Origin of the sequence: Enterobacter sp. MGH 33, assembly GCF_000534535.1 — a bacterium.
Taxonomy (GTDB): domain Bacteria; phylum Pseudomonadota; class Gammaproteobacteria; order Enterobacterales; family Enterobacteriaceae; genus Enterobacter; species Enterobacter hormaechei_C.
On sequence record NZ_KI973212.1, the window covers coordinates 1178354 to 1203511 of the forward strand.

23 protein-coding genes and 1 pseudogene are annotated in these 25158 nt (G+C 54.3%); 16 read left to right on the forward strand and 8 right to left on the reverse strand.

Translation table 11 applies throughout. From position 1 onward, the window contains the following. Window positions 1-9 precede the first annotated feature (9 nt). The 13 genes from rseP (at window position 10) to tilS (ending at window position 17078) form a co-directional block, all read left to right on the forward strand. On the forward strand, window positions 10-1362 hold the full coding sequence (gene rseP, locus L379_RS18400; RefSeq protein WP_003856174.1) for a sigma E protease regulator RseP: 1353 nt from the start codon (window positions 10-12) through the stop codon (window positions 1360-1362). A gap of 31 nt (window positions 1363-1393) precedes the next feature. Next, window positions 1394-3811 carry an outer membrane protein assembly factor BamA gene (gene bamA, locus L379_RS18395; RefSeq protein ID WP_003856172.1) on the forward strand — a complete coding sequence of 806 codons (2418 nt, stop codon included), beginning with the start codon at window positions 1394-1396 and terminating at the stop codon, window positions 3809-3811. Window positions 3812-3934: 123 nt separating this feature from the next. Continuing rightward, on the forward strand, window positions 3935-4429 hold the full coding sequence (gene skp / locus L379_RS18390) for a molecular chaperone Skp (protein WP_006810039.1): 495 nt from the start codon (window positions 3935-3937) through the stop codon (window positions 4427-4429). A 3-nt stretch (window positions 4430-4432) separates the two neighbouring features. Continuing rightward, window positions 4433-5458, forward strand: a complete 1026-nt coding sequence (lpxD, locus tag L379_RS18385) for a UDP-3-O-(3-hydroxymyristoyl)glucosamine N-acyltransferase (RefSeq protein WP_003856168.1) — start codon at window positions 4433-4435, stop codon at window positions 5456-5458. Between the two features lie 104 nt (window positions 5459-5562). Then, window positions 5563-6018 (forward strand): 3-hydroxyacyl-ACP dehydratase FabZ, encoded by a 456-nt coding sequence (gene fabZ / locus L379_RS18380; protein WP_003856165.1) that lies wholly within the window; start codon window positions 5563-5565, stop codon window positions 6016-6018. A gap of 3 nt (window positions 6019-6021) precedes the next feature. Then, on the forward strand, window positions 6022-6810 hold the full coding sequence (gene lpxA / locus L379_RS18375; protein ID WP_003856164.1) for an acyl-ACP--UDP-N-acetylglucosamine O-acyltransferase: 789 nt from the start codon (window positions 6022-6024) through the stop codon (window positions 6808-6810). Next, window positions 6810-7958: a lipid-A-disaccharide synthase gene (lpxB, locus tag L379_RS18370; RefSeq protein ID WP_003856161.1), complete on the forward strand. Its 1149-nt coding sequence runs from the start codon at window positions 6810-6812 to the stop codon at window positions 7956-7958. Before lpxA ends, lpxB begins: the two co-directional genes overlap by 1 nt. Further along, window positions 7955-8551, forward strand: a complete 597-nt coding sequence (gene rnhB, locus L379_RS18365; protein WP_015572727.1) for a ribonuclease HII — start codon at window positions 7955-7957, stop codon at window positions 8549-8551. The genes lpxB and rnhB overlap by 4 nt, the downstream gene beginning before the upstream one ends. A gap of 38 nt (window positions 8552-8589) precedes the next feature. Further along, window positions 8590-12072 carry a DNA polymerase III subunit alpha gene (gene dnaE / locus L379_RS18360; RefSeq protein ID WP_017694479.1) on the forward strand — a complete coding sequence of 1161 codons (3483 nt, stop codon included), beginning with the start codon at window positions 8590-8592 and terminating at the stop codon, window positions 12070-12072. 12 nt (window positions 12073-12084) lie between these two features. After that, window positions 12085-13044 carry an acetyl-CoA carboxylase carboxyl transferase subunit alpha gene (accA, locus tag L379_RS18355; RefSeq protein WP_003856154.1) on the forward strand — a complete coding sequence of 320 codons (960 nt, stop codon included), beginning with the start codon at window positions 12085-12087 and terminating at the stop codon, window positions 13042-13044. A gap of 100 nt (window positions 13045-13144) precedes the next feature. Then, complete coding sequence (locus L379_RS18350) at window positions 13145-15277, forward strand: lysine decarboxylase LdcC (protein WP_015572729.1); 2133 nt, start codon at window positions 13145-13147, stop codon at window positions 15275-15277. Between the two features lie 66 nt (window positions 15278-15343). Next, entirely contained in the window at window positions 15344-15733 is a 390-nt protein-coding gene (locus L379_RS18345) for a VOC family protein (RefSeq protein ID WP_003856151.1), read from the forward strand. Window positions 15734-15791: 58 nt separating this feature from the next. After that, on the forward strand, window positions 15792-17078 hold the full coding sequence (gene tilS / locus L379_RS18340) for a tRNA lysidine(34) synthetase TilS (RefSeq protein ID WP_032652629.1): 1287 nt from the start codon (window positions 15792-15794) through the stop codon (window positions 17076-17078). A 26-nt stretch (window positions 17079-17104) separates the two neighbouring features. On the opposite strand, the gene rof is transcribed toward tilS, so the two are convergent. Next, window positions 17105-17365, reverse strand: coding sequence for a Rho-binding antiterminator (gene rof / locus L379_RS18335; protein WP_003856148.1), 261 nt, complete (start codon window positions 17363-17365; stop codon window positions 17105-17107). After that, window positions 17352-17552, reverse strand: a complete 201-nt coding sequence (locus tag L379_RS18330) for a YaeP family protein (protein ID WP_003856146.1) — start codon at window positions 17550-17552, stop codon at window positions 17352-17354. Before L379_RS18330 ends, rof begins: the two co-directional genes overlap by 14 nt. 195 nt (window positions 17553-17747) lie before the next feature. Between L379_RS18330 and L379_RS18325 the strand changes: the two genes are divergently transcribed. The 3 genes and pseudogenes from L379_RS18325 (at window position 17748) to nlpE (ending at window position 19444) form a co-directional block, all read left to right on the forward strand. Beyond that, entirely contained in the window at window positions 17748-18293 is a 546-nt protein-coding gene (locus L379_RS18325) for a YaeQ family protein (protein ID WP_003856144.1), read from the forward strand. After that, a pseudogene (gene arfB, locus L379_RS0123850) lies at window positions 18290-18706 on the forward strand (alternative ribosome rescue aminoacyl-tRNA hydrolase ArfB). Before L379_RS18325 ends, arfB begins: the two are co-directional and overlap by 4 nt. Before the next feature lie 39 nt (window positions 18707-18745). Then, window positions 18746-19444 carry an envelope stress response activation lipoprotein NlpE gene (nlpE, locus tag L379_RS18320; RefSeq protein WP_017383734.1) on the forward strand — a complete coding sequence of 233 codons (699 nt, stop codon included), beginning with the start codon at window positions 18746-18748 and terminating at the stop codon, window positions 19442-19444. 45 nt (window positions 19445-19489) lie between these two features. On the opposite strand, the gene proS is transcribed toward nlpE, so the two are convergent. The 6 genes from proS to metN form a co-directional block, all read right to left on the reverse strand. Further along, window positions 19490-21208, reverse strand: a complete 1719-nt coding sequence (proS, locus tag L379_RS18315; RefSeq protein ID WP_032652630.1) for a proline--tRNA ligase — start codon at window positions 21206-21208, stop codon at window positions 19490-19492. A 112-nt stretch (window positions 21209-21320) separates the two neighbouring features. Then, on the reverse strand, window positions 21321-22028 hold the full coding sequence (tsaA, locus tag L379_RS18310) for a tRNA (N6-threonylcarbamoyladenosine(37)-N6)-methyltransferase TrmO (RefSeq protein ID WP_015572734.1): 708 nt from the start codon (window positions 22026-22028) through the stop codon (window positions 21321-21323). Then, window positions 22025-22429 (reverse strand): Rcs stress response system protein RcsF, encoded by a 405-nt coding sequence (gene rcsF / locus L379_RS18305; RefSeq protein ID WP_015572735.1) that lies wholly within the window; start codon window positions 22427-22429, stop codon window positions 22025-22027. Before rcsF ends, tsaA begins: the two co-directional genes overlap by 4 nt. A gap of 106 nt (window positions 22430-22535) precedes the next feature. Beyond that, complete coding sequence (metQ, locus tag L379_RS18300; RefSeq protein ID WP_003856132.1) at window positions 22536-23351, reverse strand: methionine ABC transporter substrate-binding lipoprotein MetQ; 816 nt, start codon at window positions 23349-23351, stop codon at window positions 22536-22538. Between the two features lie 40 nt (window positions 23352-23391). Next, window positions 23392-24045 (reverse strand): methionine ABC transporter permease MetI, encoded by a 654-nt coding sequence (locus L379_RS18295; RefSeq protein WP_003856130.1) that lies wholly within the window; start codon window positions 24043-24045, stop codon window positions 23392-23394. Continuing rightward, complete coding sequence (metN, locus tag L379_RS18290; RefSeq protein ID WP_032652631.1) at window positions 24038-25069, reverse strand: methionine ABC transporter ATP-binding protein MetN; 1032 nt, start codon at window positions 25067-25069, stop codon at window positions 24038-24040. Before metN ends, L379_RS18295 begins: the two co-directional genes overlap by 8 nt. Window positions 25070-25158 lie beyond the last annotated feature (89 nt).

Sequence of the window (25158 nt, forward strand, 5' to 3'; positions counted from 1 at the left end):
GAAGGTTTTATGCTGAGCATTCTCTGGAATCTGGCGGCGTTCATTGTTGCACTGGGTGTACTGATTACCGTGCATGAATTTGGCCATTTCTGGGTTGCCCGGCGCTGTGGTGTGCGGGTGGAGCGATTCTCGATTGGCTTTGGCAAATCGCTCTGGAAGCGCACCGATAAGCATGGCACCGAGTTTGTCATTGCTCTGATTCCCCTGGGCGGCTATGTCAAAATGCTCGACGAACGCGTTGAGCCTGTCGCCCCGGAACTTCGCCATCGCGCGTTTAACAATAAAACTGTTGGACAACGTGCTGCCATCATCGCTGCCGGCCCGGTAGCCAATTTCATCTTCGCTATCTTCGCCTACTGGCTGGTGTTTATCATCGGCGTGCCTGGCGTGCGCCCGGTTGTGGGCGAAATCACCACGGGTTCTATTGCGGCAACGGCGCAAATTACACCGGGAATGGAACTTAAAGCGATTGATGGTATCGAAACCCCTGATTGGGATGCCGTGAGGTTACAACTGGTTGCCAAAATTGGTGATGAGCAGACAACCGTCAGCGTATCGCCATTTGGTTCCGACCAGCGGCAGGAAAAAGTGCTGGATTTACGCCACTGGCGCTTTGAGCCAGACAAAGAGGACCCTGTCGCTGCACTCGGGATTCGACCGCGCGGCGCGCAGATCGAGCCGGTATTAGCCGAAGTACAGGCCAAATCGGCAGCGAGTAAAGCAGGTTTACAAGCGGGTGACAGGATCGTTAAAGTCGATGGTCAGCCATTAACACAATGGATGACCTTTGTTACTCTGGTGCGCGATAATCCAGGCAAGCCGCTCGCGCTGGAAGTGGAAAGGCAGGGGAGTTCGCTCTCACTGACTCTCACCCCGGATACCAAATCGGGCGGCGGTAAGGCGGAAGGGTTTGCAGGCGTTGTGCCGAAAGTGATCCCACTGCCAGATGAGTACAAGACAATACGCCAGTATGGGCCGTTTAGCGCCATCGTTGAGGCCACGGATAAAACATGGCAGCTGATGAAGCTTACGGTCAACATGTTGGGGAAATTGATAACCGGTGATGTGAAACTGAACAACCTCAGTGGGCCAATTTCGATTGCTCAGGGGGCTGGGATGTCAGCGGAGTTCGGGGTGATTTACTATCTCATGTTCCTTGCGCTGATTAGCGTGAACCTGGGGATAATCAACCTGTTCCCGCTTCCCGTATTAGATGGGGGCCATCTGCTGTTTTTAGCGATTGAAAAGCTAAAAGGCGGACCGGTATCCGAGCGAGTTCAAGACTTTAGTTATCGCATTGGCTCGATTTTGCTGGTGCTGTTAATGGGGCTTGCACTTTTCAATGATTTCTCTCGGTTGTAAGAGAGTTAGTTAGGAAGAACGCATAATAACGATGGCGATGAAAAAGTTGCTCATAGCGTCGCTGCTGTTTAGCAGCGCGACCGTATACGGTGCTGACGGGTTCGTAGTGAAAGATATTCATTTCGAAGGCCTTCAGCGTGTCGCCGTTGGTGCGGCCCTCCTCAGTATGCCTGTGCGCCCCGGCGATACGGTTAATGATGAAGATATCAGTAACACCATCCGTGCTCTGTTTGCCACTGGCAACTTTGAGGATGTCCGCGTCCTGCGCGATGGTGATACGCTGGTGGTTCAGGTAAAAGAACGTCCAACGATTGCCAGCATCACTTTCTCCGGTAACAAATCGGTGAAAGACGACATGCTCAAGCAGAACCTTGAGGCATCGGGTGTTCGTGTGGGGGAATCTCTGGACCGCACAACCCTTGCAGACATTGAAAAAGGTCTGGAAGATTTCTACTACAGCGTCGGTAAATACAGCGCGAGCGTTAAAGCGGTTGTTACACCGCTGCCACGTAACCGTGTTGACCTGAAACTGGTCTTCCAGGAAGGTGTTTCTGCGAAGATCCAGCAGATCAACATCGTGGGTAACCACGCGTTCAGCACCGACGAACTGATCTCCAACTTCCAGCTGCGTGACGAAGTGCCGTGGTGGAACGTGGTAGGCGATCGTAAATACCAGAAACAGAAACTGGCGGGTGACCTTGAAACCCTGCGCAGCTACTATCTGGATCGCGGTTACGCCCGTTTCAACATCGATTCAACTCAGGTGAGTCTGACTCCGGACAAGAAAGGTATCTACATTACCGTTAACATCACAGAAGGCGATAAGTACACGCTTTCGGGTGTTGAAGTCAGCGGCAACCTGGCAGGACATTCAGCTGAAATTGAATCTCTGACCAAAATTCAGCCGGGCGATCTGTACAGCGGATCTAAAGTCACCAAAATGGAAGACAGCATTAAGAAGCTGCTCGGCCGTTATGGTTATGCGTATCCGCGTGTGCAAACGCAGCCGGAAATTAACGACACGGATAAAACCGTTAAGCTGCACGTTAACGTTGATGCGGGCAACCGCTTCTACGTGCGTAAGATCCGCTTCGAAGGTAACGATACCTCTAAAGACTCCGTTCTGCGCCGTGAAATGCGCCAGATGGAAGGGGCATGGCTGGGAAGCGATCTGGTAGATCAGGGTAAAGAGCGTCTGAACCGTCTGGGCTACTTCGAAACGGTCGATACCGATACTCAGCGTGTACCAGGTCGTCCGGATCAGGTTGATGTTGTTTATAAAGTTAAAGAACGTAATACCGGTAGCTTCAACTTCGGTATTGGTTACGGTACTGAAAGTGGCGTGAGCTTCCAGGTCGGTGTTCAGCAGGATAACTGGCTGGGTACGGGCTACTCTGTCGGTATCAACGGGACGAAAAACGACTACCAGACCTACTCTGAGTTCTCCGTTACCAACCCATACTTCACCGTTGACGGTGTAAGCCTGGGCGGTCGTATCTTCTATAACGACTTTAAAGCGGACGATGCGGACCTCTCCTCGTATACCAACAAGAGTTACGGTCTGGATGGTACGCTTGGCTTCCCGGTTAACGAATACAACACCTTGCGCGCAGGTTTAGGGTACGTGCATAACGACCTGTCCAACATGCAACCGCAGGTGGCGATGTGGCGTTACCTGGACTCCATCGGTCAGTCGGCGAGTACGTCCAGCGATGATAACGGTTTCGCCGCGGATGACTTCACCTTCAACTACGGTTGGACCTACAACCGTCTTGACCGTGGCTACTTCCCGACGGAAGGTTCACGCGTCAACCTGAACGGTAAAGTGACTATCCCGGGCTCGGATAACGAGTTCTACAAGGTCACGCTGGATACGGCGTCCTACTTCCCAATTGATGAAGATCACAAGTGGGTTGTTCTGGGTCGTACCCGTTGGGGTTATGGTGACGGTATTGGAAGCAAAGAACTGCCGTTCTATGAAAACTTCTACGCCGGTGGTTCAAGCACCGTGCGTGGCTTCCAGTCCAATAACATTGGTCCGAAAGCGGTTTATTACGGCGGTAATGACGAAGATAACTGCGCAAGCCGTGATCCTAAGCAAGTATGTAGCTCTGATGACGCAGTAGGTGGTAACGCTATGGCCGTGGCGAGCCTCGAGTTCATCACGCCTACGCCGTTTATCAGTGATAAGTATGCGAACTCCGTGCGTACCTCCTTCTTTATGGATGCAGGTACGGTGTGGGACACCAACTGGGAGAACACCGCCCAGATGCGTGCGGCGGGGGTTCCGGACTACAGCGATCCGAGCAACATTCGCATGTCCGCAGGTATCGCATTACAATGGATGTCACCGCTGGGGCCGTTGGTCTTCTCTTACGCCCAGCCGTTTAAGAAATACGATGGAGACAAAGCGGAGCAGTTCCAGTTTAACATTGGTAAAACCTGGTAATAATCCGCTGCAATGGAATGCGTTGGCAGTGTAGCGCTGACAACCGGCGATCGGTAACACGGTCGCCTTGCCACGCAAAGAACGGTACCCCTCGGGTGCCAATGGGATGGTAAGGAGTTAATTGTGAAAAAGTGGTTATTAGCTGCAGGTCTCGGTTTAGCGATGGCAACTTCTGCTCAGGCAGCGGATAAAATTGCAATCGTCAACATGGGTAATTTGTTCCAGCAGGTTGCACAGAAAACCGGTGTTTCTGCAACGCTGGAAAACGAATTCAAAGGCCGTGCGAGCGAACTGCAACGTATGGAAGGTGATCTTCAGTCCAAGATGCAGCGTCTTCAGCGTGATGGTTCTACCATGAAAGCGAGCGAGCGCAGCAAACTGGAAAAAGACGTCATGTCTCAGCGCCAGACCTTCTCTCAGAAAGCACAGGCTTTCGAGCAGGATCGTCAGCGTCGTTCTAACGAAGAGCGTGGCAAACTGGTGACGCGTATTCAGTCTGCCGTTAAAGCAGTAGCAGCCGATCAGAGCATCGATCTGGTTGTTGATGCGAACGCCGTTGCATTCAACAGCAGCGATGTTAAAGACATCACCGCTGATGTTCTGAAACAGGTTAAATAAGTAATGCCTTCAATTCGACTGGCTGATTTAGCTCAGCAGTTGGATGCAGAATTACACGGTGATGGCGATATCGTCATCACCGCTGTTGCGTCCATGCAATCTGCTAAAGCAGGCACTATTACCTTCATGGTAAGCCCTAAGTACCGTGAGCACCTGGCCCAGTGCCAGGCGTCTGCCGTTGTGCTGACGCAGGACGATCTTCCGTTTGCCACTAGCGCTGCACTGGTAGTGAAAAATCCCTACCTGACCTATGCGCGCATGGCCCAAATTCTTGATACCACGCCGCAGCCGGCACAGAACATTGCAGCCAGTGCTGCGATTGATCCGACGGCTCAGCTGGGTAACAACGTATCAGTCGGCGCAAACGCCGTTATCGAATCCGGCGTTGTTTTGGGTGATAACGTGGTGATTGGCCCTGGCTGCTTTGTTGGAAAAAATACGAAAATTGGCGCAGGGACTCGTCTGTGGGCCAATGTCTCTGTCTACCATGAGGTTGAGATTGGCGAGAATTGTCTCGTTCAGTCCAGCACGGTGATTGGTTCTGACGGATTTGGTTACGCCAACGATCGGGGTAACTGGGTTAAGATCCCTCAGCTGGGTCGCGTGATTATCGGCGATCGTGTGGAGATCGGCGCTTGTACAACTATCGACCGCGGTGCGCTTGACGACACCATTATTGGTAACGGTGTTATCATAGACAACCAGTGCCAGATTGCACATAACGTTGTGATTGGCGACAATACCGCAGTTGCGGGTGGTGTTATCATGGCAGGCAGCCTGAAAATTGGCCGTTACTGCATGATTGGCGGTGCCAGCGTGATCAATGGCCATATGGAAATATGCGACAAAGTCACGGTGACGGGGATGGGTATGGTGATGCGTCCAATCACTGAGCCTGGCGTTTATTCCTCAGGTATTCCGCTGCAACCGAACAAGGTCTGGCGTAAAACAGCTGCACTGGTGATGAATATTGATGATATGAGCAAGCGACTCAAAGCGATTGAGCGCAAAATCGATCAACAAGACTAAGCGTTCATCCGTTTAACGCTAAATTTCCCGGCCTGTCGGCTTTGTTTATAAACCGGCAGGCCGTGTTATTATTGCTACTTAGTACATTTGACAGGAAGAGTATTTTGACTACTGACACTCATACTCTGCATATTGAAGAGATTTTAGAACTTCTGCCGCACCGCTATCCGTTTTTACTGGTAGACCGTGTGCTGGATTTTGAAGAAGGTCGTTTTCTGCGCGCAGTGAAAAATGTCTCCGTTAACGAGCCGTTCTTCCAGGGGCACTTCCCTGGTAAGCCTATCTTCCCGGGTGTATTGATCCTGGAAGCGATGGCACAGGCTACCGGTATTCTGGCGTTTAAAAGCGTAGGTAAACTGGAACCGGGTGAACTCTATTACTTCGCGGGTATCGATGAAGCGCGCTTCAAGCGTCCGGTCGTGCCTGGTGATCAAATGATCATGGAAGTCACTTTTGAAAAAACGCGTCGCGGCCTGACTCGCTTCAAAGGCGTAGCTATGGTTGACGGCAAAGTTGTTTGCGAAGCGACAATGATGTGTGCGCGTAGCCGGGAGGCCTGATACGTGATTGATAAATCCGCCTTTATTCATCCTACCGCCATTGTGGAAACGGGTGCCATCATTGGTGCCAACGTCCACATTGGCCCGTTTTGTATTGTTGGACCCCATGTCGAAATTGGTGAGGGTACAGTACTGAAATCTCACGTTGTCGTGAATGGTCATACCACCATTGGCTGCAACAATGAGATCTATCAGTTCGCCTCCATCGGCGAAGTTAACCAGGATCTCAAGTATGCTGGCGAACCGACCCGCGTGGAAATCGGCGATCGTAACCGCATTCGCGAAAGCGTCACCATTCATCGTGGTACAACGCAAGGCGGTGGATTGACGAAGGTGGGCAGCGACAACCTGTTTATGGTTAATGCGCATATTGCGCACGACTGTACCGTGGGTAGCCGCTGTATTCTCGCCAACAACGCAACGCTGGCGGGACACGTATCGGTTGATGATTTCGCCATTATTGGCGGCATGACCGCAGTCCATCAGTTCTGCATCATTGGTGCACACGTGATGGTCGGCGGATGCTCCGGTGTGGCGCAGGACGTCCCACCGTTTGTGATTGCGCAGGGCAACCATGCCACGCCGTTTGGCGTGAACATCGAAGGTCTCAAGCGTCGTGGTTTTAGTCGCGAAGCGATTACTGCCATCCGCAACGCGTACAAACTGCTGTACCGTAGCGGTAAAACGCTGGAAGAGGCTAAGCCGGAAATTGCCGAGCTGGCGAATAAGCACCCTGAAGTGAAAACGTTCATGGAATTCTTTGAACGTTCAACCCGTGGTCTGATTCGTTAATGGTCGACAGTCGTCCGCTTACCATCGCCCTGGTCGCCGGAGAAACCTCCGGCGATATTCTTGGTGCAGGTCTTATCCGCGCGCTTAAAGCCCGTGTACCCAATGCTCGCTTTGTGGGCGTGGCTGGGCCGCTGATGCAGGCCGAAGGCTGTGAAGCCTGGTATGAAATGGAAGAGCTGGCTGTGATGGGCATCGTCGAGGTGCTGGGGCGCTTGCGTCGCCTGCTGCATATTCGCGCCGACCTTACCCGCCGCTTTACCGACCTTAAGCCCGATGTATTTGTCGGCATTGATGCGCCTGATTTCAATATTACCCTTGAAGGGAACCTGAAAAAGCAGGGGATCAAAACTATCCATTACGTCAGTCCGTCCGTGTGGGCGTGGCGACAGAAACGCGTTTTCAAAATCGGACGATCCACTAATCTGGTGCTGGCTTTTCTGCCTTTCGAAAAAGCGTTTTACGACAGATTTAATGTCCCGTGCCGTTTTATCGGTCATACCATGGCGGATGCCATGCCGCTGGATCCGGATAAAAATGCGGCGCGTGACGAACTGGGCATCCCGCATGATGTGCACTGTCTGGCGCTGCTGCCAGGGAGCCGGGGTGCGGAAGTTGAAATGCTCAGTGCCGATTTCCTGAAAACGGCGCAAATTCTTCGCAAGACTTACCCCGATCTTGAAGTGGTCGTGCCGCTGGTGAATGCCAAACGCCGCGAGCAATTTGAGCGAATCAAAGCCGACGTCGCCCCGGATCTTCACGTCCGCCTGCTGGACGGAAAAGGGCGGCAAGCCATGTTTGCGAGTGATGCCGCACTGCTGGCTTCCGGCACGGCTGCGCTGGAGTGTATGCTGGCAAAATGCCCAATGGTGGTCGGTTATCGCATGAAGCCGTTTACCTTCTGGCTGGCAAAACGTCTGGTAAAAACAGATTACGTATCCCTGCCAAACCTGCTTGCGGGTCGCGAACTGGTGAAAGAGCTCTTGCAGGATGAATGCCAGCCGCAGGCACTGGCTGATGCATTACTGCCGCTGCTGGCCAACGGTAAAACCAGCCACCAGATGCATGATACCTTCCGTGAACTGCATCAACTGATCCGCTGTAATGCTGATGAGCAGGCGGCCGATGCGGTGCTGGAGTTAGCACAATGATGGAATTTATTTATCCCCATACCCACCTCGTTGCCGGTGTGGATGAAGTCGGTCGTGGCCCGTTAGTGGGTGCCGTTGTGACCGCGGCGGTGATCCTCGATCCAGCCCGCCCGATCGTTGGCCTGAACGACTCGAAAAAACTGAGTGAAAAGCGTCGCCTGGCGCTGTTCGATGAAATTAAAGAAAAGGCGCTGGCCTGGAGTCTCGGGCGCGCAGAGCCGGATGAGATCGACGATCTGAACATTCTGCACGCCACCATGCTGGCGATGCAGCGTGCCGTTGCTGGCCTGAAGATTGTGCCTGAGTATGTGCTGATCGACGGTAACCGTTGCCCGGCGCTGCCGATGCCTTCCATGGCTGTTGTTAAAGGCGATAGCCGCGTCGCAGAAATCAGTGCGGCGTCAATCATTGCCAAAGTGACGCGCGATGCCGAAATGGCCGCGCTGGACCTCACTTATCCCGCGTATGGTTTCGCCCAGCACAAGGGATATCCAACGGCTTTCCATCTGGAAAAGCTGGCTGAACATGGCGCAACTGAACATCATCGGCGCAGCTTTGGCCCGGTGAAACGCGCGCTGGGACTGGTGTCCTGAATCAAGACGCAAGCAATTAAGTAACGCGGGATCTGAAGATGGCTGAACCACGTTTCGTACACCTGCGGGTGCATAGCGACTACTCCATGATCGATGGGCTGGCAAAGACCGGGCCGCTGGTAAAAAAGGCGGCCTCGCTTGGCATGCCTGCGCTGGCGATCACCGATTTTACCAACCTGTGTGGCCTGGTGAAGTTCTACGGAACGGCGCATGGCGCAGGATTAAAGCCCATCGTCGGCGCGGATTTTCATGTGCAGAGCGACCTGCTCGGCGATGAGATGACGCAAATTTCCGTGTTAGCCATGAATAACACGGGCTATCAGAACCTCACTTTGCTGATCTCAAAAGCCTACCAACGCGGTTACGGCGCACTGGGTCCATGGATTGACCGCGACTGGCTGGCGGAGCTGAACGAAGGTTTGCTGCTGATCTCCGGTGGCCGTATGGGAGATGTCGGCAAATGTCTGCTACGCGGTAATAACGCGCTGGTGGATCAGTGCGTCTCGTTCTACGAAGAGTATTTCCCGGATCGTTATTACCTGGAGCTGATCCGTACCGGGCGTGCGGATGAAGAGAGCTACCTGCATGCGGCCGTCGCCCTGGCGGAAGCGCGTGGCCTGCCTGTGGTGGCCACCAACGATGTGCGCTTCCTTGAGGCGGGTGATTTTGACGCGCATGAAATTCGCGTCGCCATCCACGACGGCTTCACCCTCGACGATCCGAAACGTCCGCGCAACTACTCATCGCAGCAGTACATGCGCAGCGAAGAGGAGATGTGTGAGCTCTTCTCGGACATCCCGGAAGCGCTGGAAAACAGCGTAGAGATTGCCAAGCGCTGTAACGTCACCGTGCGTCTCGGCGAATACTTCCTGCCGCAGTTCCCGACGGGAGACATGACCACCGAAGATTTCCTGGTCATGAAATCGAAAGAGGGTCTGGAAGAGCGTCTGGAATTCCTCTTCCCGGATGAAGCGGTCCGTAAAGAGAAACGTCCTGAATATGACGAACGCCTGGATATTGAACTCCAGGTGATCAACCAGATGGGGTTCCCAGGCTACTTCCTGATCGTGATGGAGTTCATCCAGTGGTCGAAGGATAACGGCGTGCCGGTAGGTCCGGGCCGTGGTTCTGGTGCCGGCTCGCTGGTGGCGTATGCCCTGAAAATCACTGACCTCGATCCGCTGGAATTCGACCTGCTGTTCGAACGTTTCCTCAACCCGGAACGTGTCTCCATGCCCGACTTTGACGTCGACTTCTGCATGGAAAAACGCGACCAGGTGATTGAGCACGTGGCCGATATGTACGGTCGTGATGCGGTTTCGCAGATTATTACCTTCGGTACGATGGCCGCGAAAGCGGTTATCCGCGACGTGGGCCGCGTTCTGGGCCACCCGTACGGTTTTGTCGATCGAATCTCTAAGCTGGTGCCGCCCGATCCGGGCATGACCCTGGCGAAAGCCTTTGAAGCTGAACCCCAGCTGCCGGAAATCTACGAAGCCGACGAAGAGGTGAAAGCGCTGATCGACATGGCGCGCAAGCTGGAAGGCGTCACGCGTAACGCCGGTAAGCATGCGGGGGGGGTGGTTATCGCCCCGACCAAAATCACCGACTTTGCGCCGCTGTACTGCGACGAAGCGGGCCAGCATCCGGTCACCCAGTTCGACAAGAACGACGTGGAATACGCCGGGCTGGTGAAGTTTGACTTCCTCGGCCTGCGTACGCTGACCATCATCAACTGGGCGCTGGAGATGATCAACGCCCGTCGCGAGAAGAACGGCGAACCGCCGCTGGATATCGCGGCTATCCCGCTTGATGACAAGAAAAGTTTCGACATGCTGCAACGCTCGGAGACGACAGCCGTCTTCCAGCTTGAATCCCGCGGCATGAAAGATTTGATTAAGCGTCTGCAACCAGACTGCTTCGAAGATATGATCGCGCTGGTGGCCCTGTTCCGTCCGGGGCCGTTGCAGTCGGGGATGGTAGATAACTTTATCGACCGTAAACACGGGCGCGAAGAGATTTCCTACCCGGACGTGCAGTGGCAGCATGAAAGCCTGAAACCGGTACTGGAGCCAACCTATGGCATCATCCTGTATCAGGAACAGGTCATGCAGATCGCCCAGGTGCTTTCTGGTTATACCCTTGGCGGCGCAGACATGCTGCGTCGTGCGATGGGTAAGAAAAAGCCGGAAGAGATGGCCAAGCAACGTTCCATCTTTGAGGATGGGGCGAAGAAAAACGGCGTCGATGGCGAACTGGCGATGAAAATCTTCGACCTGGTGGAGAAATTCGCCGGGTACGGATTTAACAAATCCCACTCCGCCGCCTATGCTTTGGTTTCGTATCAAACGCTGTGGCTGAAGGCTCACTATCCCGCTGAGTTTATGGCGGCGGTAATGACCGCCGATATGGACAACACCGAGAAGGTGGTTGGCCTGGTGGACGAGTGCTGGCGCATGGGGCTGAAGATCCTGCCGCCGGATATTAACTCTGGCCTGTACCATTTCCACGTTAACGATGACGGGGAAATCGTCTATGGGATCGGCGCTATCAAGGGCGTAGGTGAGGGGCCGATCGAGGCGATCATCGAAGCGCGTAACAACGGCGGCTATTTCCGCGAGCTGTTCGATCTGTGCGCCCGCACCGATACCAAAAAACTTAACCGCCGGGTGCTGGAAAAACTGATCATGTCCGGCGCGTTTGATCGGCTGGGGCCACACCGCGCCGCGCTGATGAACTCGCTCGGCGATGCGCTGAAAGCAGCCGATCAGCACGCGAAAGCGGAAGCCATTGGCCAGGCAGATATGTTCGGCGTGCTGGCGGAAGAGCCAGAGCAGATTGAGCAGTCTTATTCCAACTGCCAGCCCTGGCCAGAACAGGTGGTGCTGGATGGGGAGCGTGAGACGTTAGGCCTGTACCTGACGGGGCACCCGATCAACCAGTATCTGAAAGAAATTGAGCGCTATGTCGGCGGCCACAGGCTTAAAGACATGCATCCGACAGAACGTGGTAAAATCACCACGGCTGCGGGGCTCGTGATTGCTGCAAGGGTAATGGTCACCAAGCGCGGCAATCGTATCGGCATCTGTACCCTGGATGACCGTTCCGGGCGTCTGGAGGTGATGTTGTTCACCGACGCGCTGGATAAATACCAGCAATTGCTGGAAAAAGACCGCATACTTATCGTCAGCGGACAGGTCAGCTTTGATGACTTCAGCGGGGGGCTTAAAATGACCGCCCGCGAAGTGATGGACATTGACGAAGCCCGGGAAAAATATGCTCGCGGGCTTGCTATCTCGCTGACGGACAGGCAAATTGATGACCAGCTTTTAAACCGACTCCGTCAGTCTCTGGAACCCCACCGCTCGGGGACCATTCCAGTACATCTCTACTATCAGAGGGCGGATGCACGTGCGCGGTTGCGCTTTGGTGCAACGTGGCGTGTCTCTCCGAGCGATCGTTTACTGAACGATCTCCGTGGCCTCATTGGTTCGGAGCAGGTGGAACTGGAGTTTGACTAATACAGGAATACTATGAGTCTGAATTTCCTTGATTTCGAACAGCCGATTGCAGAGCTGGAAGCGAAAATCGATTCTCTGACAGCCGTGAGCCGTCAGGATGAAAAACTGGATATTAACATCGACGAAGAAGTGCATCGTCTGCGCGAAAAAAGCGTAGAACTGACGCGCAAAATCTTTGCCGATCTCGGCGCATGGCAGATCGCCCAGCTGGCGCGTCATCCACAGCGTCCGTACACCCTGGATTATGTCCGCCTGGCGTTTGACGAATTTGACGAACTGGCAGGCGACCGCGCATACGCTGACGATAAAGCTATCGTCGGCGGTATCGCGCGTCTGGATGGACGTCCGGTGATGATTATTGGTCATCAGAAAGGCCGTGAAACCAAAGAGAAAATCCGTCGTAACTTCGGTATGCCAGCGCCAGAAGGCTACCGTAAGGCCCTGCGTCTGATGGAGATGGCTGAGCGTTTCAATATGCCTATCATCACCTTCATCGACACGCCGGGTGCTTACCCGGGTGTTGGCGCTGAAGAGCGCGGTCAGTCTGAAGCCATCGCACGCAACCTGCGTGAGATGTCTCGCCTGAAAGTGCCGGTCATCTGTACCGTTATCGGTGAAGGTGGGTCCGGCGGTGCGCTGGCAATTGGCGTGGGCGATAAAGTGAATATGCTACAGTACAGTACCTATTCCGTTATCTCTCCGGAAGGCTGTGCCTCCATTCTGTGGAAAAGTGCCGATAAAGCGCCGCTGGCTGCTGAAGCGATGGGCATCATTGCCCCACGTCTGAAAGAGCTGAAGCTGATCGACACCGTTATCCCTGAACCGCTGGGCGGCGCGCATCGTAAGCCGGAAGTGATGGCTGCTTCCCTTAAAGCGCAACTGCTGGCAGATCTCGCGGACCTGGACGTGCTGAGCACAGAAGATCTGCTCAACCGTCGTTATCAGCGTCTGATGACCTACGGTTACGCGTAAGCCTCACAATTATCCTAAAAGCCGCACATTGTTGCGGCTTTTTTTATACCTGCCGTTTACCTTAACTATGCTTATCTGATGTTTTTCAAGGAGGTAAACCATGAACATCATTGCCATCATGGGGCCACACGGCGTCTTTTATAAAGACGAACCCATCAAGGAGCTGGAGCAAGCCCTTAAAGCACGTGGATACCAGCTGATCTGGCCGCAAAACAGCGCCGACCTGCTGAAATTTATCGAACACAATCCGCGCATCTGTGGCGTGATATTCGACTGGGACGAATACGACATGGAGTTGTGCAGCGATATCAATAAGCTCAACGAATATCTTCCGCTGTACGCGTTTATCAACACTCACTCGACCATGGACGTGAGCGCGCATGATATGCGTATGGCGCTGTGGTTCTTCGAATACTCACTCGGCGTTGCCGAGGACATTGCGACCCGCATTCAGCAGTACACCGGTGAATACCTCGATAACATCACACCGCCGTTCACGCGCGCGCTGTTCACCTATGTGAATGAAGGGAAGTACACCTTCTGTACGCCAGGCCACATGGCGGGAACAGCCTATCAAAAAAGCCCGGTGGGATGTCTGTTCTACGATTTCTTCGGCGGTAACACGCTGAAGGCGGATGTGTCGATTTCGGTCACCGAGTTAGGCTCTCTGCTGGATCATACCGGCCCGCATCTGGAAGCCGAAGAGTACATCGCCCGGACCTTTGGCGCCGAACAAAGCTACATGGTGACCAACGGTACCTCAACCTCGAACAAAATCGTCGGGATGTACGCCGCGCCTGCCGGCAGTACGCTGCTGATTGACCGCAACTGCCATAAATCACTGGCGCATTTGCTGATGATGAGCGACGTGGTGCCGCTCTGGCTGTCGCCTACGCGTAATGCGCTGGGTATTCTCGGCGGCATTCCTCGCCGTGAATTCGCGCATGAAGCCATTGAAAATAAGATCGCGGCGATCCCCGAGGCAAGCTGGCCTGTGCATGCGGTGATCACCAACTCCACCTATGACGGGCTGCTTTACAACACGAACTGGATCAAGCAGACGTTGGACGTGCCGTCGATCCACTTTGACTCCGCGTGGGTGCCTTACACCAATTTCCACCCGATTTACTCGGGTAAAAGTGGGATGAGCGGCGAGCGGGTGCCGGGCAAGGTGTTCTTCGAAACGCAGTCGACGCACAAAATGCTGGCCGCGTTTTCCCAGGCGTCTCTCATTCACATCAAGGGCGAGTACGACGAGGACACCTTCAACGAAGCCTTTATGATGCACACGACCACGTCGCCGAGCTACCCGCTGGTGGCGTCCATCGAAACGGCGGCGGCGATGCTGCGCGGTAATCCGGGTAAACGCCTGATCAATCGTTCGGTGGAACGGGCGCTGCATTTCCGAAAAGAGGTTCAGCGGCTTAAAGATGAAGCGGACGGCTGGTTCTTTGATATCTGGCAGCCGGAAGAGATTGATGAGGCAGAATGCTGGCCCGTCGCGCCGGGGGAGAGCTGGCACGGTTTTCGGGATGCCGATGCGGACCACATGTTCCTCGATCCGGTTAAGGTGACGATCCTGACGCCGGGCATGGATGAGCAGGGTGTGATGGGTGAGGAAGGGATCCCGGCTGCGCTGGTGGCGAAGTTCCTTGATGAGCGCGGCGTGGTGGTGGAGAAAACCGGCCCCTATAATTTGCTGTTCCTGTTCAGCATCGGGATCGATAAAACCCGCGCGATGGGGCTGTTGCGCGGACTGATGGAGTTTAAGCGTGCATATGATCTGAACCTGCGGGTGAAGAATATGCTGCCGGATCTCTACGCGGAAGATCCTGACTTCTATCGCAATATGCGTATTCAGGATCTGGCCCAGGGGATCCACAGGCTGATCCGCCAGCACGATCTGCCGCGCCTGATGTTGCAGGCATTTGATGTTCTGCCTGAAATGAAGCTGACGCCGCACAGGGCGTGGCAACGCCAGGTGAAAGGGGAGGTTGAAACCGTTGAGCTGGAGAACCTGGTCGGGCGGGTATCGGCGAACATGATCCTGCCTTATCCGCCGGGCGTGCCGCTGCTGATGCCGGGTGAGATGATCACCGAGGAGAGCCGGGCGGTGCTCGATTTCCTGCTGATGCTCTGTTCGGTGGGGCGCCACTATCCGGGCTTTGAAACGGATATTCATGGCGCGAAACGCGATGATAACGGCGTGTACTGGGTGAGAGTCCTAAAATAAAAGGGTCTGCTTGCCAGGGGCGGGTTGTCGGTTGTAACGTTCAGGGCATCATAAAAAGGAGAAACTATGCTGGGTTTAAAAGCGGTTCATCATATTGCGATCATTGCCACCGATTACGCGAAAAGTAAGGCATTCTACTGCGACGTTCTCGGCTTTACGCTGTTAAGCGAGGCCTACCGAGAGGAGCGCGACTCCTGGAAAGGCGATCTGGCGTTAAACGGTCAATATGTGATTGAACTGTTCTCTTTTCCTTTCCCGCCAGCGCGTCCTTCGCGCCCGGAAGCCTGCGGCCTGCGCCACCTGGCCTTCAGCGTCGATGACCTGGACAGCGCGGTAAAACATCTGGAAGCCCACGGCGTGGCCTGTGAAGCGATTCGTGTCGATCCCTTTACCGATAAACGTTTCACTTTTTTCAACGATCCGGACGGGCTGCCGCTGGAGCTTTACCAGCAGTAATCGCCGTCATGTGTGATAATGCCCGTTCAGTTCGGGCATTTTTTATGTGTAATTTCCTATGACCTTACCTGCTATCGCGCACGCCGTTTCACCCTACCGCCAGCTGCTGGTGGGGTTCAGCGGTGGCCTGGATTCCACCGTTTTGCTGCACCGCCTTAAGCTCTGGCGCGACCGTGAGCCTGACGTCCAGCTGCGGGCGATGCATATCCATCACGGCTTAAGCCCCCATGCCGACGACTGGGTGGCGCACTGCGAAGCGGTGTGCTCAGGGTGGGCAATCCCGCTGATCGTTGAACGCGTCACGCTTGAGGATGAGGGGCTGGGTATTGAGGCGCAGGCGCGGAAAGCCCGCTACGCCGCGTTTTCTGGCGCATTACAGCCTGGAGAAGCGTTGGTCACCGCGCAGCATCTGGACGACCAGTGCGAGACGTTTTTACTGGCGCTCAAGCGGGGCAGCGGGCCTGCGGGGTTATCCGCCATGCCTGAACGCGCTGATTTTGCTGAAACAGAGCTCATCCGCCCGCTGCTGGGTGAAACGCGCGCTTCACTGGAAGCCTGGGCGCAGCAGCATCATCTGTGCTGGATTGAGGACGAGAGCAATCAGGACGACAGCTACGACCGAAACTTCCTGCGCCTGCGCGTGCTGCCGCTTCTGAACGAGCGCTGGGCGCATTTTTCCGAAGCGGCGGCCCGAAGCGCGATGCTTTGTGCTGAACAGGAAAGCTTGCTGGATGAGTTGCTGAGCGGAGAGCTGGATACGCTGATTACCGCTGACGGTGCTCTGAACATAGCGCCGTTGATGGTGATGAGCCCCGTGCGTCGGGCTGCTCTGATTCGCCGCTGGCTAGCTTCCCAGCGTGCGGTTATGCCGTCCCGGGCGATGCTCAACCGTATCTGGGAGGAAGTTGCACAGGCGAGGGAAGATGCCGCCCCGTATATACACCTGAATGGTTATGACGTCAGGCGCTATAAAGGGCAACTCTGGTGGGTGAAATCTGTGCCGTCGCTGGCTGACGCTGTGCTCGACTGGCCGTCGCCGAGGAATGCATTAACGCTACCGATGAATGCCGGTGTCGTTGCGTTAAGCCATTCGGGCAATGTGCGTCTACCTGAGCCGGACGAGAACGTCACCATACGCTTCAGGGCCAGCGGCATGCTGCATATCGTCGGGCGTAACGGCGGGCGTAAGTTGAAGAAAATCTGGCAGGAACAGAACGTTCCGCCCTGGCGACGTGATACCACGCCGCTTCTGTTTTACGGCGACACGCTCATCGCGGCGGCAGAGGTGTTCATCACTGAAGAGGGGTGGGCTGAAGCCGGAGTTAATTTTGAATGGAAAGCGTAACGGGCAGCCTGGCTGCCCGTTGGTTATCAGGATTCGCTCACCACAACGGTGCCGATTTCCGGATGGCTGAAACTGGCAATTTTGTCGAGGCGTAGCTCACGCGTTGCACCTGCATCTTCCACAACCAGGTATTCCACATTTTTACGGGAAACCAGATCGCTGGCCTTTGCCTTTAGCACTTCGCCATCTTTTAGCTCCAGCGTCAGTATTAAATGATGCTGGCAGGCGAGTTCGAGGTTGTCATAGTCATCACAATTGATGGGTTGATAGGTATCATTCATCGACATAATCGCTCACCAGTAAATTCGCCGCAGCATACGCTGCTTTTTCCCTGACCGATTCAGAAAGGCTCTCATCAGAGGCCACTTCATTTAGCACGTTCAATACACAGCCCAACGCATCCGGAATGTACCCCAGATCTCCGCTGGCGATCTCCGCATACCGTCTGCGAATCAACTCACAATAATTATTCACATCACCTCCTGCCAGCGTACTGACTTACTGTGAGATATCATTAAGCCTACGAAGTTAAACTCGGTTTAGCAAGGTGACTATACCATACTCATTTAAGCAATATCAGCGCCTTGATAAGAGGGAGCCACCACCTCGTAACAGCCTTTTGCCGCGGTTTTCGCTACAATGTATGCCTGATTCGAAAGGAGTTCTCTCATGGCGCTGAAAGCGACAATTTATAAAGCTGTGGTCAATGTGGCGGATCTTGACCGTAACCAGTTTCTGGATGCGTCATTGACGCTGGCGCGTCACCCTTCTGAAACCCAGGAGCGCATGATGCTGCGCCTGCTGGCGTGGATTAAGTATGCCGACGAGCGTCTGCAATTTACCCGTGGTTTAAGCGCGGAAGATGAACCGGAAGCCTGGCTGCGCAACGATCATCTGGGTATCGATTTATGGATTGAGCTTGGCCTGCCGGATGAACGCCGGATCAAAAAGGCCTGCACCCAGTCTGCTGAAGTGGCGTTGTTTGCCTACAACCAGCGAGCGGCGGAGATCTGGTGGCAACAAAATAAAAATAAATGTGCGCAGTTCAAAAATCTTACCGTCTGGTATCTGGATGATGAACAGCTGGCGCAGCTGAGTGCGTTCGCCAGCCGGACGATGGCGCTACAGGCGACGATTCAGGACGGCGCCATCTGGCTTTCCGATTCTCAGAATAATCTGGAAATTCATCTCACGGCCTGGCAGCCCGCATCATGATTGTATTGTCCCGAAACGTCAGCATCCCTGATAACGAGCTGGAGATCACCGCCATCCGGGCCTAGGGAGCAGGGGGACAGCACGTTAACAAGGCCTCAACGGCTATCCATTTGCGCTTTGACATTCGGGCCTCCAGCCTGCCAGAGTATTATAAAGAAAGCCTGCTTGCCGCCAGCCATCACCTGATCACCAGCGAGGGTGTGATGGTGATTAAAGCGCAGGAGTATCGCAGCCAGGAGCTAAACCGGGAAGCGGCAATAGCCCGGCTGGTCGCGGTCATTAAAGAGCTGACGGCTGTACAAAAAAGTCGCCGGGCAACACGTCCAACGCGGGCATCGAAAGAACGTCGGTTGTCATCGAAGGCGCAGAAATCCACCGTAAAATCACTGCGTGGCAAAGTCCGTCACCCATAATGTGACGAAAGGGATACCCTTTTTCATAAGGAAAGTATTGTGAAAAAAGCATTATTATCAGCGCTGGCCGTGACAAGCCTGTTCGCGCTTTTTGGCTGTAATAACCGTTCAGAAACGCAGGTACTACAGCCAACGCAAAATGAAGAATTAAAGCCGATGCAGCAAAGCTGGCGCGGCGTATTACCGTGTGCAGATTGCGAGGGCATCGAAACCTCTCTGTTCCTGCAAAAAGATGGCACCTGGGTCATGAACCAGCGTTACCAGGGGGCGAAAGAACCGTCTTCTTTTGCATCTTACGGAACATGGGCGCGTACGGCTGAGAAGCTGGTATTGACGGATACCACGGGCGATAAAACCTTCTTCCGCGCCAAAGGCGAGGGGATGGAGATGCTCGATCGCGAAGGCAATCCGATTGAATCCCAGTTCAACTACACGTTGGCCCCGGTGAAAGCGACCCTGCCAGCCACCCCAATGGCGATGCGAGGGATGTATTTCTACATGGCGGATGCGGCGATCTTCACTGACTGTGCAACCGGGAAGAAAGTCAGCGTGGCGAACAATGCCCAGCTGGAGCGAGACTATGCCGTCGCGCGCGGCAACGACAGTAAGCCAGTGTTGCTGACGGTTGAAGGGCATTTTACGCTGGAGCCAAACCCGGATAGCGGCGAGCTGGTGAAAACGCTGGTGGCAGATAAAGATGCGAAGTTTGCTGCGGGGAAAGACTGCGAAAGCAAATAAGATATAGCCATTAAAAAACCCCGCACTGGCGGGGTTTTTTGTTTCTTAACCTTTGATGGCTTTCACCAGGTAATCAAGAATATCTCCCGTCTTGATCATCTGTTTTTCGCCGTTGCGACGGTATTTGTATTCAATCTCGTCGCTGTCGAGGTTACGGTCGCCAATGACGATGGTGTGTGGAATACCGATCAGTTCCATGTCAGCAAACATCACGCCAGGACGCTCTTTACGGTCATCCATCAGCACGTCGATACCTTTCGCGCTCAGCTCAGCGTAGAGTTTCTCAGCCAGCTCCTGCACGCGGTAAGACTTGTGCATGTTCATTGGCAGGATCGCCACCTGGAACGGCGCGATGTTATCCGGCCAGACGATTCCGCGTTCGTCATAGTTCTGCTCGATAGCGGCAGCAACAACGCGCGTTACGCCAATGCCGTAGCAGCCCATGGTCAGAACCTGGTTACGGCCATCTTCGCCCTGAACGGCAGCGTTCATTGCGCGCGAGTACTTATCGCCCAGCTGGAAGATGTGGCCTACTTCGATACCGCGTTTGATCATCAGAGTACCCTTGCCGTCCGGGCTTGGATCGCCTGCGACCACGTTACGGATGTCAGCCACTTCCGGCGTCGCCACGTCACGATCCCAGTTGATGCCGAAGAAGTGTTTACCGTCGATGTTTGCGCCCGCAGCGAAGTCGCTCATCGCCGCAACGGTGCGGTCAATGACCACCGGAACAGGCATGTTCACCGGACCCAGAGAACCAGGACCAGCATTCACCACGGCGCGGATCTCTGCTTCCGTTGCGAAGGTCAGCGGGCTGGCAACCTGCGGCAGCTTCTCGGCTTTCACTTCGTTCAGCTCGTGATCGCCTCGTACCAGCAGGGCAACCAGTGGATAAGCGCTACCTTCAGCCGATTTCACCAGCAGGGTTTTCACGGTTTTTTCGATCGGCAGAGTAAACTGCTCAACCAGCTCGGCGATAGTTTTCGCGTTTGGCGTATCAACCAGCGTCATCTCTTGCGTTGCCGCGCCGCGTGGTTCTTTCGGTGCCAGCGCTTCTGCAAATTCGATGTTCGCGGCGTAATCAGAGGAGTCAGAGAAGATCACATCGTCTTCGCCGCTCTGCGCCAGAACCTGGAATTCATGGGAGGCGCTACCGCCGATTGAACCGGTATCAGCCTGTACAGCACGGAAATCCAGCCCCATGCGGGAGAAGATTTTACTGTAGGCCGTGTACATTTTGTCGTAGGTCTCTTGCAGCGATTCCTGAGAAGTATGGAAAGAGTAAGCATCTTTCATCAGGAACTCGCGAGAACGCATGACGCCAAAGCGTGGACGCACTTCGTCACGGAACTTAGTCTGGATCTGGAAGAAGTTCAGCGGCAGCTGTTTGTAAGAGCTCAGCTCGTTACGGATCAGGTCGGTGATCACTTCTTCATGCGTTGGGCCGAGAACGAATGGACGATCGCCACGATCGGCAATACGCAGCAGTTCAGGACCATACTGCTCCCAGCGACCGCTCTCCTGCCACAGTTCAGAGGGCTGAACGACCGGCATTAACACCTCGATAGCACCGGCGTTGTTCATCTCTTCACGCACGATGTTTTCGACTTTTTTCAGGACGCGCACGCCGGTCGGCAGCCAGGTGTATAACCCGGAGGCCAGCTTGCGGATCATCCCGGCGCGCAGCATCAGCTGGTGGCTGATCACCTCGGCGTCGGCAGGTGTCTCCTTCAGAGTGGAGAGCAGATATTGGCTAGTACGCATGTTGTTACGGTTCCATTTCGACGATTGGAACAGGCTGAAACACCAGCCTGACACAAAAAAAGTGGTTTAGTTTACCAGTGTGGCAAAGATGCCAAAAGAGAGGAGAACAAAATTACCTGGGTTCCAGGGCAAACACTTCAAAACCCGCCGCAGTCACGCGCCAGCGCACGTTAAAGTCCAGCAGCCAGACGGCGTACGTATTCCCGGCTTCCTCTTCTTTGCGGTAGGCGGGACGGGGGTCCTGGGCCAGCACTTCAACGATAAAGTCACGCAGGCGAGGATAACGCTTTTCTAGCTCGCTGATTTGCGTCGTTATTTCAGACGTGAAGTGAACCGGCATATCTGCCTGCGGTGCGTCCTGAGCATAGCTTGCTCGGGCATCCGGCAGCGCTTCGGCGAAGGGCAGGTAAGGCTTAATATCTATGACCGGCGTGCCATCAACCAGGTCAAGGCTACCTAACTCCAGGATCACCTGATCTTTCTGACAACGTATGCCTTTCAGCTCGACCAGCGACATCCCGATGGGGTTGGGACGAAAGGTTGAGCGGGTGGCAAAGACACCCATTCTGGCATTTCCGCCCAGACGAGGCGGACGCACGGTAGGACGCCAGCCGCCTTCCATGGTCTGGTGAAATACAAAGACCACCCATAAATGGCTGAACGCCTCAAGCCCGCGCACTGCATCGGCCTGATTATACGGCGCGACAAGATGAAGCTCGCCGCCGCCGTTAATGACCAGACCCGGCTGACGTGGAACGGCGAACTTTTCTTTATAAGGGGAGCGGATAACGCCTATCTGCTCGAACTGAAATGAACTCATTTCGCCGTAATGTTAAGCGCAGAACCGATACATACCGCCTGGCGATAGCAACCTGGTGTGCCGCTGGTGACTTCGCAGCTGTGCAGCAGCACCGCGTTGGCTTTCATTTTCGACGCGTTGATTTGCATACGCTTGCGGGCTGTCGGAATATTGGGTGGGGAGTCCTGATTCGTTGCCTGGCAGGATTCGCCGCTCACTTCGCCCAGTTCACGGAATGGCTTACCGACCAGCTCGTCGGCTTTGGTAATAATACGTACCGGCGCAGCGCGAGGCGCTTTCGGTTTTGCTGGCTCCGCTTTTGGCGGGGTTGCAGTGCTTTGAACAGGTTCAACAGGAGATCTGCTTAGCATAGAACAGCCGCTCAGCATCAGTGCTAAAAAACAGATCGGTAAAGCACGCATAATAATTCCTCAGTGGATAATCAAAACGTCAGATATTGAAGCAGTTGACCGCACAAATGACAAGACGGGCAAATGCCCGTCTTGATGATATTACACTGCCGGGAGATTACCAGCCTTTAACCGCGCCGCCGTTAAACACCTTATTGGCTTCCTGGTACACTTCTTCAGACTGATATGCCTGTATGAATTTCTTCACATTCTCCGCGTCTTTGTTGTCTTCGCGAGTCACGATCAGGTTGACGTACGGGGAATCTTTATCTTCAACGAAGATGCCATCTTTCGCTGGGGTCAGGCCGATCTGGCTGGCGTAAGTGGTGTTGATCACGGCCAGGGCGATCTGCGCATCGTCCAGAGAACGTGGCAGCTGTGGTGCTTCCAGCTCAACAATTTTCAGATTTTTCGGGTTTTCGGTTACGTCCAGAACGGTCGGTAACAAGCCAACGCCTTCTTTCAGTTTAATCAGGCCCACTTTCTGTAGCAGAAGCAGGGAACGGCCAAGGTTGGTTGGGTCGTTAGGGACGGCAACCTGTGAACCCGGCTGGAGTTCATCCAGAGATTTAATTTTCTTGGAGTAACCGGCAATCGGGTAAACGAAGGTGTTACCGACAGCAACCAGTTTGTAGCCGCGATCTTTGATCTGCTGATCCAGGTACGGTTTATGCTGAAAGGCGTTAGCGTCAATGTCGCCTTTGCTCAGCGCTTCGTTCGGCAGAACGTAATCGTTGAAGGTCACCAGTTCAACGTCCAGGCCATATTTCTCTTTAGCGATTTTCTGCGCGGCCTCAGCAACCTGCTGTTCTGCACCGACGATAACGCCTACTTTGATGTGGTTTGGATCTTTTTCGTCCTGACCGCAACCCACCAGTGCCAGCGAGCCAATCAGTGCGCCTACTGCTGCGAAGGTCTTAAATTTAAACGCCATGTTATATCCTTAACTCGTCGAGTTTGTGTTGTTTGTAACGTTATTTATGCGTAACAGCCCGGACGATACGATCGCCAGAGAATTGAATTAAGTAAACCAGCACAACCAGCAATACCAGAACGGTATTCATTACGGTAGCGTTATAGCCAATATAGCCGTACTGATATCCAATCTGGCCTAAACCGCCAGCACCTACGGCGCCGCCCATTGCGGAATAACCGACCAGGGTGATAAGCGTGATGGTTGCTGCGTTCACCAGCCCAGGCAGCGCCTCTGGCAGCAGAACTTTGCGAACGATCTGCATTGGCGTCGCACCCATAGCGCGGGAAGCTTCGATCAGGCCGGTTGGGATTTCCAGCAGGGCGTTTTCCACCATACGGGCGATAAACGGTGCCGCGCCTACGGTCAGCGGGACAATAGCTGCCTGCAAACCAATCGACGTCCCGACGATCACGCGCGTAAACGGAATCATCCACACCAGCAGAATAATGAACGGAATAGACCGGAAAATGTTCACCAGCGCAGAGAGCGTACGATACAGCTTCGCGTTTTCAATAATTTGACCCGGGCGCGTAACGTACAGCAGCACGCCGACCGGCAGCCCAATCACAAAACCAAAGAAGCCCGATACGAAGGTCATTGCCAGCGTTTCCCAAACGCCGCGAACCAGTAGCCACATCATCGGCTCAGACATAACCCAGTACCTCTACTTTTACGTGATGTTCTTGCAGCCAGGCAATTGCCGCCTGGGTTTCTTCCTGTGTGCCGTGCATTTCCGTCAGCATAATGCCGAACTTCACGCCACCGGCGTAGTCCATCTGCGCGCTAATAATGTTGTTATTCACGTTAAAGCGACGCGCGGTTTCGGACAGCAGCGGTGCGTCAACGGACTGGCCCGTGAACTCCATGCGCAGCATCGGGACGCTGTCAGGCGTTGCGTCTGTTTTTAAACGTTCCAGATAATCTTCCGGAATATCCAGATGCAGTGTGGACTGAATGAACTGCTGAGCCAGCGGCGTTTTCGGGTGTGAGAAGACTTCACTCACCGTGTCCTGCTCAATCAGCTCACCGTTGCTGATGACCGCCACGCAGTCGCAGATGCGTTTCACTACATCCATTTCATGCGTAATAAGGAGAATCGTCAGGCCCAGGCGACGGTTAATGTCTTTTAACAGTTCCAGAATAGAGCGCGTGGTGGCCGGGTCTAACGCGCTGGTGGCTTCATCGCACAGCAGCACCTTAGGATTGCTTGCCAGCGCGCGGGCAATGGCCACACGCTGTTTTTGCCCACCGGACAGATTTGCCGGGTAGCTATCATGCTTGTCGCCCAGACCAACAAGGTCGAGCAGTTCGGTGACGCGACGCGTAACTTCTTCTTTCGGCGTGTTATCCAGCTCAAGCGGCAGGGCAACATTGCCGAACACGGTGCGGGATGCCAGCAGGTTAAAGTGCTGGAAAATCATGCCAATCTGGCGACGCACTTTGGTGAGTTCTTTTTCAGAGAGAGCGGTAAGCTCCTGACCGCCAACTTCTACGCTGCCCTGGGTTGGGCGCTCAAGCAGGTTAACACAACGGATCAGCGTACTTTTACCCGCACCCGATGCGCCAATGACGCCATAAATCTGACCAGCAGGCACATGCAGGCTGACATTGTTCAGCGCCTGAATGGTTCGGTTCCCCTGCTGGAACACTTTGGTGATATTGGAAAGTTTAATCATTAGATTATTTTTATCGTAAGTAAGTTAGCCGTGGCATTTTCTTCTGCCAGATACGGGGAATGACCGTAAACAAAATGGATGTTAAGGCA

What these genes read in the sequence shown, in the direction of transcription:
- rseP (WP_003856174.1), top strand. Translation starts at nt 10, where the DNA reads ATGCTGAGCATTCTCTGGAATCTGGCGGCGTTCATTGTTGCACTGGGT.
- bamA (WP_003856172.1), top strand. Translation starts at nt 1,394, where the DNA reads ATGGCGATGAAAAAGTTGCTCATAGCGTCGCTGCTGTTTAGCAGCGCG.
- lpxD (WP_003856168.1), top strand. Translation starts at nt 4,433, where the DNA reads ATGCCTTCAATTCGACTGGCTGATTTAGCTCAGCAGTTGGATGCAGAA.
- lpxB (WP_003856161.1), top strand. Translation starts at nt 6,810, where the DNA reads ATGGTCGACAGTCGTCCGCTTACCATCGCCCTGGTCGCCGGAGAAACC.
- rnhB (WP_015572727.1), top strand. Translation starts at nt 7,955, where the DNA reads ATGATGGAATTTATTTATCCCCATACCCACCTCGTTGCCGGTGTGGAT.
- dnaE (WP_017694479.1), top strand. Translation starts at nt 8,590, where the DNA reads ATGGCTGAACCACGTTTCGTACACCTGCGGGTGCATAGCGACTACTCC.
- accA (WP_003856154.1), top strand. Translation starts at nt 12,085, where the DNA reads ATGAGTCTGAATTTCCTTGATTTCGAACAGCCGATTGCAGAGCTGGAA.
- L379_RS18350 (WP_015572729.1), top strand. Translation starts at nt 13,145, where the DNA reads ATGAACATCATTGCCATCATGGGGCCACACGGCGTCTTTTATAAAGAC.
- L379_RS18345 (WP_003856151.1), top strand. Translation starts at nt 15,344, where the DNA reads ATGCTGGGTTTAAAAGCGGTTCATCATATTGCGATCATTGCCACCGAT.
- tilS (WP_032652629.1), top strand. Translation starts at nt 15,792, where the DNA reads ATGACCTTACCTGCTATCGCGCACGCCGTTTCACCCTACCGCCAGCTG.
- rof (WP_003856148.1), bottom strand. Translation starts at nt 17,365, where the DNA reads ATGTCGATGAATGATACCTATCAACCCATCAATTGTGATGACTATGAC.
- L379_RS18325 (WP_003856144.1), top strand. Translation starts at nt 17,748, where the DNA reads ATGGCGCTGAAAGCGACAATTTATAAAGCTGTGGTCAATGTGGCGGAT.
- proS (WP_032652630.1), bottom strand. Translation starts at nt 21,208, where the DNA reads ATGCGTACTAGCCAATATCTGCTCTCCACTCTGAAGGAGACACCTGCC.
- tsaA (WP_015572734.1), bottom strand. Translation starts at nt 22,028, where the DNA reads ATGAGTTCATTTCAGTTCGAGCAGATAGGCGTTATCCGCTCCCCTTAT.
- rcsF (WP_015572735.1), bottom strand. Translation starts at nt 22,429, where the DNA reads ATGCGTGCTTTACCGATCTGTTTTTTAGCACTGATGCTGAGCGGCTGT.
- metQ (WP_003856132.1), bottom strand. Translation starts at nt 23,351, where the DNA reads ATGGCGTTTAAATTTAAGACCTTCGCAGCAGTAGGCGCACTGATTGGC.
- L379_RS18295 (WP_003856130.1), bottom strand. Translation starts at nt 24,045, where the DNA reads ATGTCTGAGCCGATGATGTGGCTACTGGTTCGCGGCGTTTGGGAAACG.
- metN (WP_032652631.1), bottom strand. Translation starts at nt 25,069, where the DNA reads ATGATTAAACTTTCCAATATCACCAAAGTGTTCCAGCAGGGGAACCGA.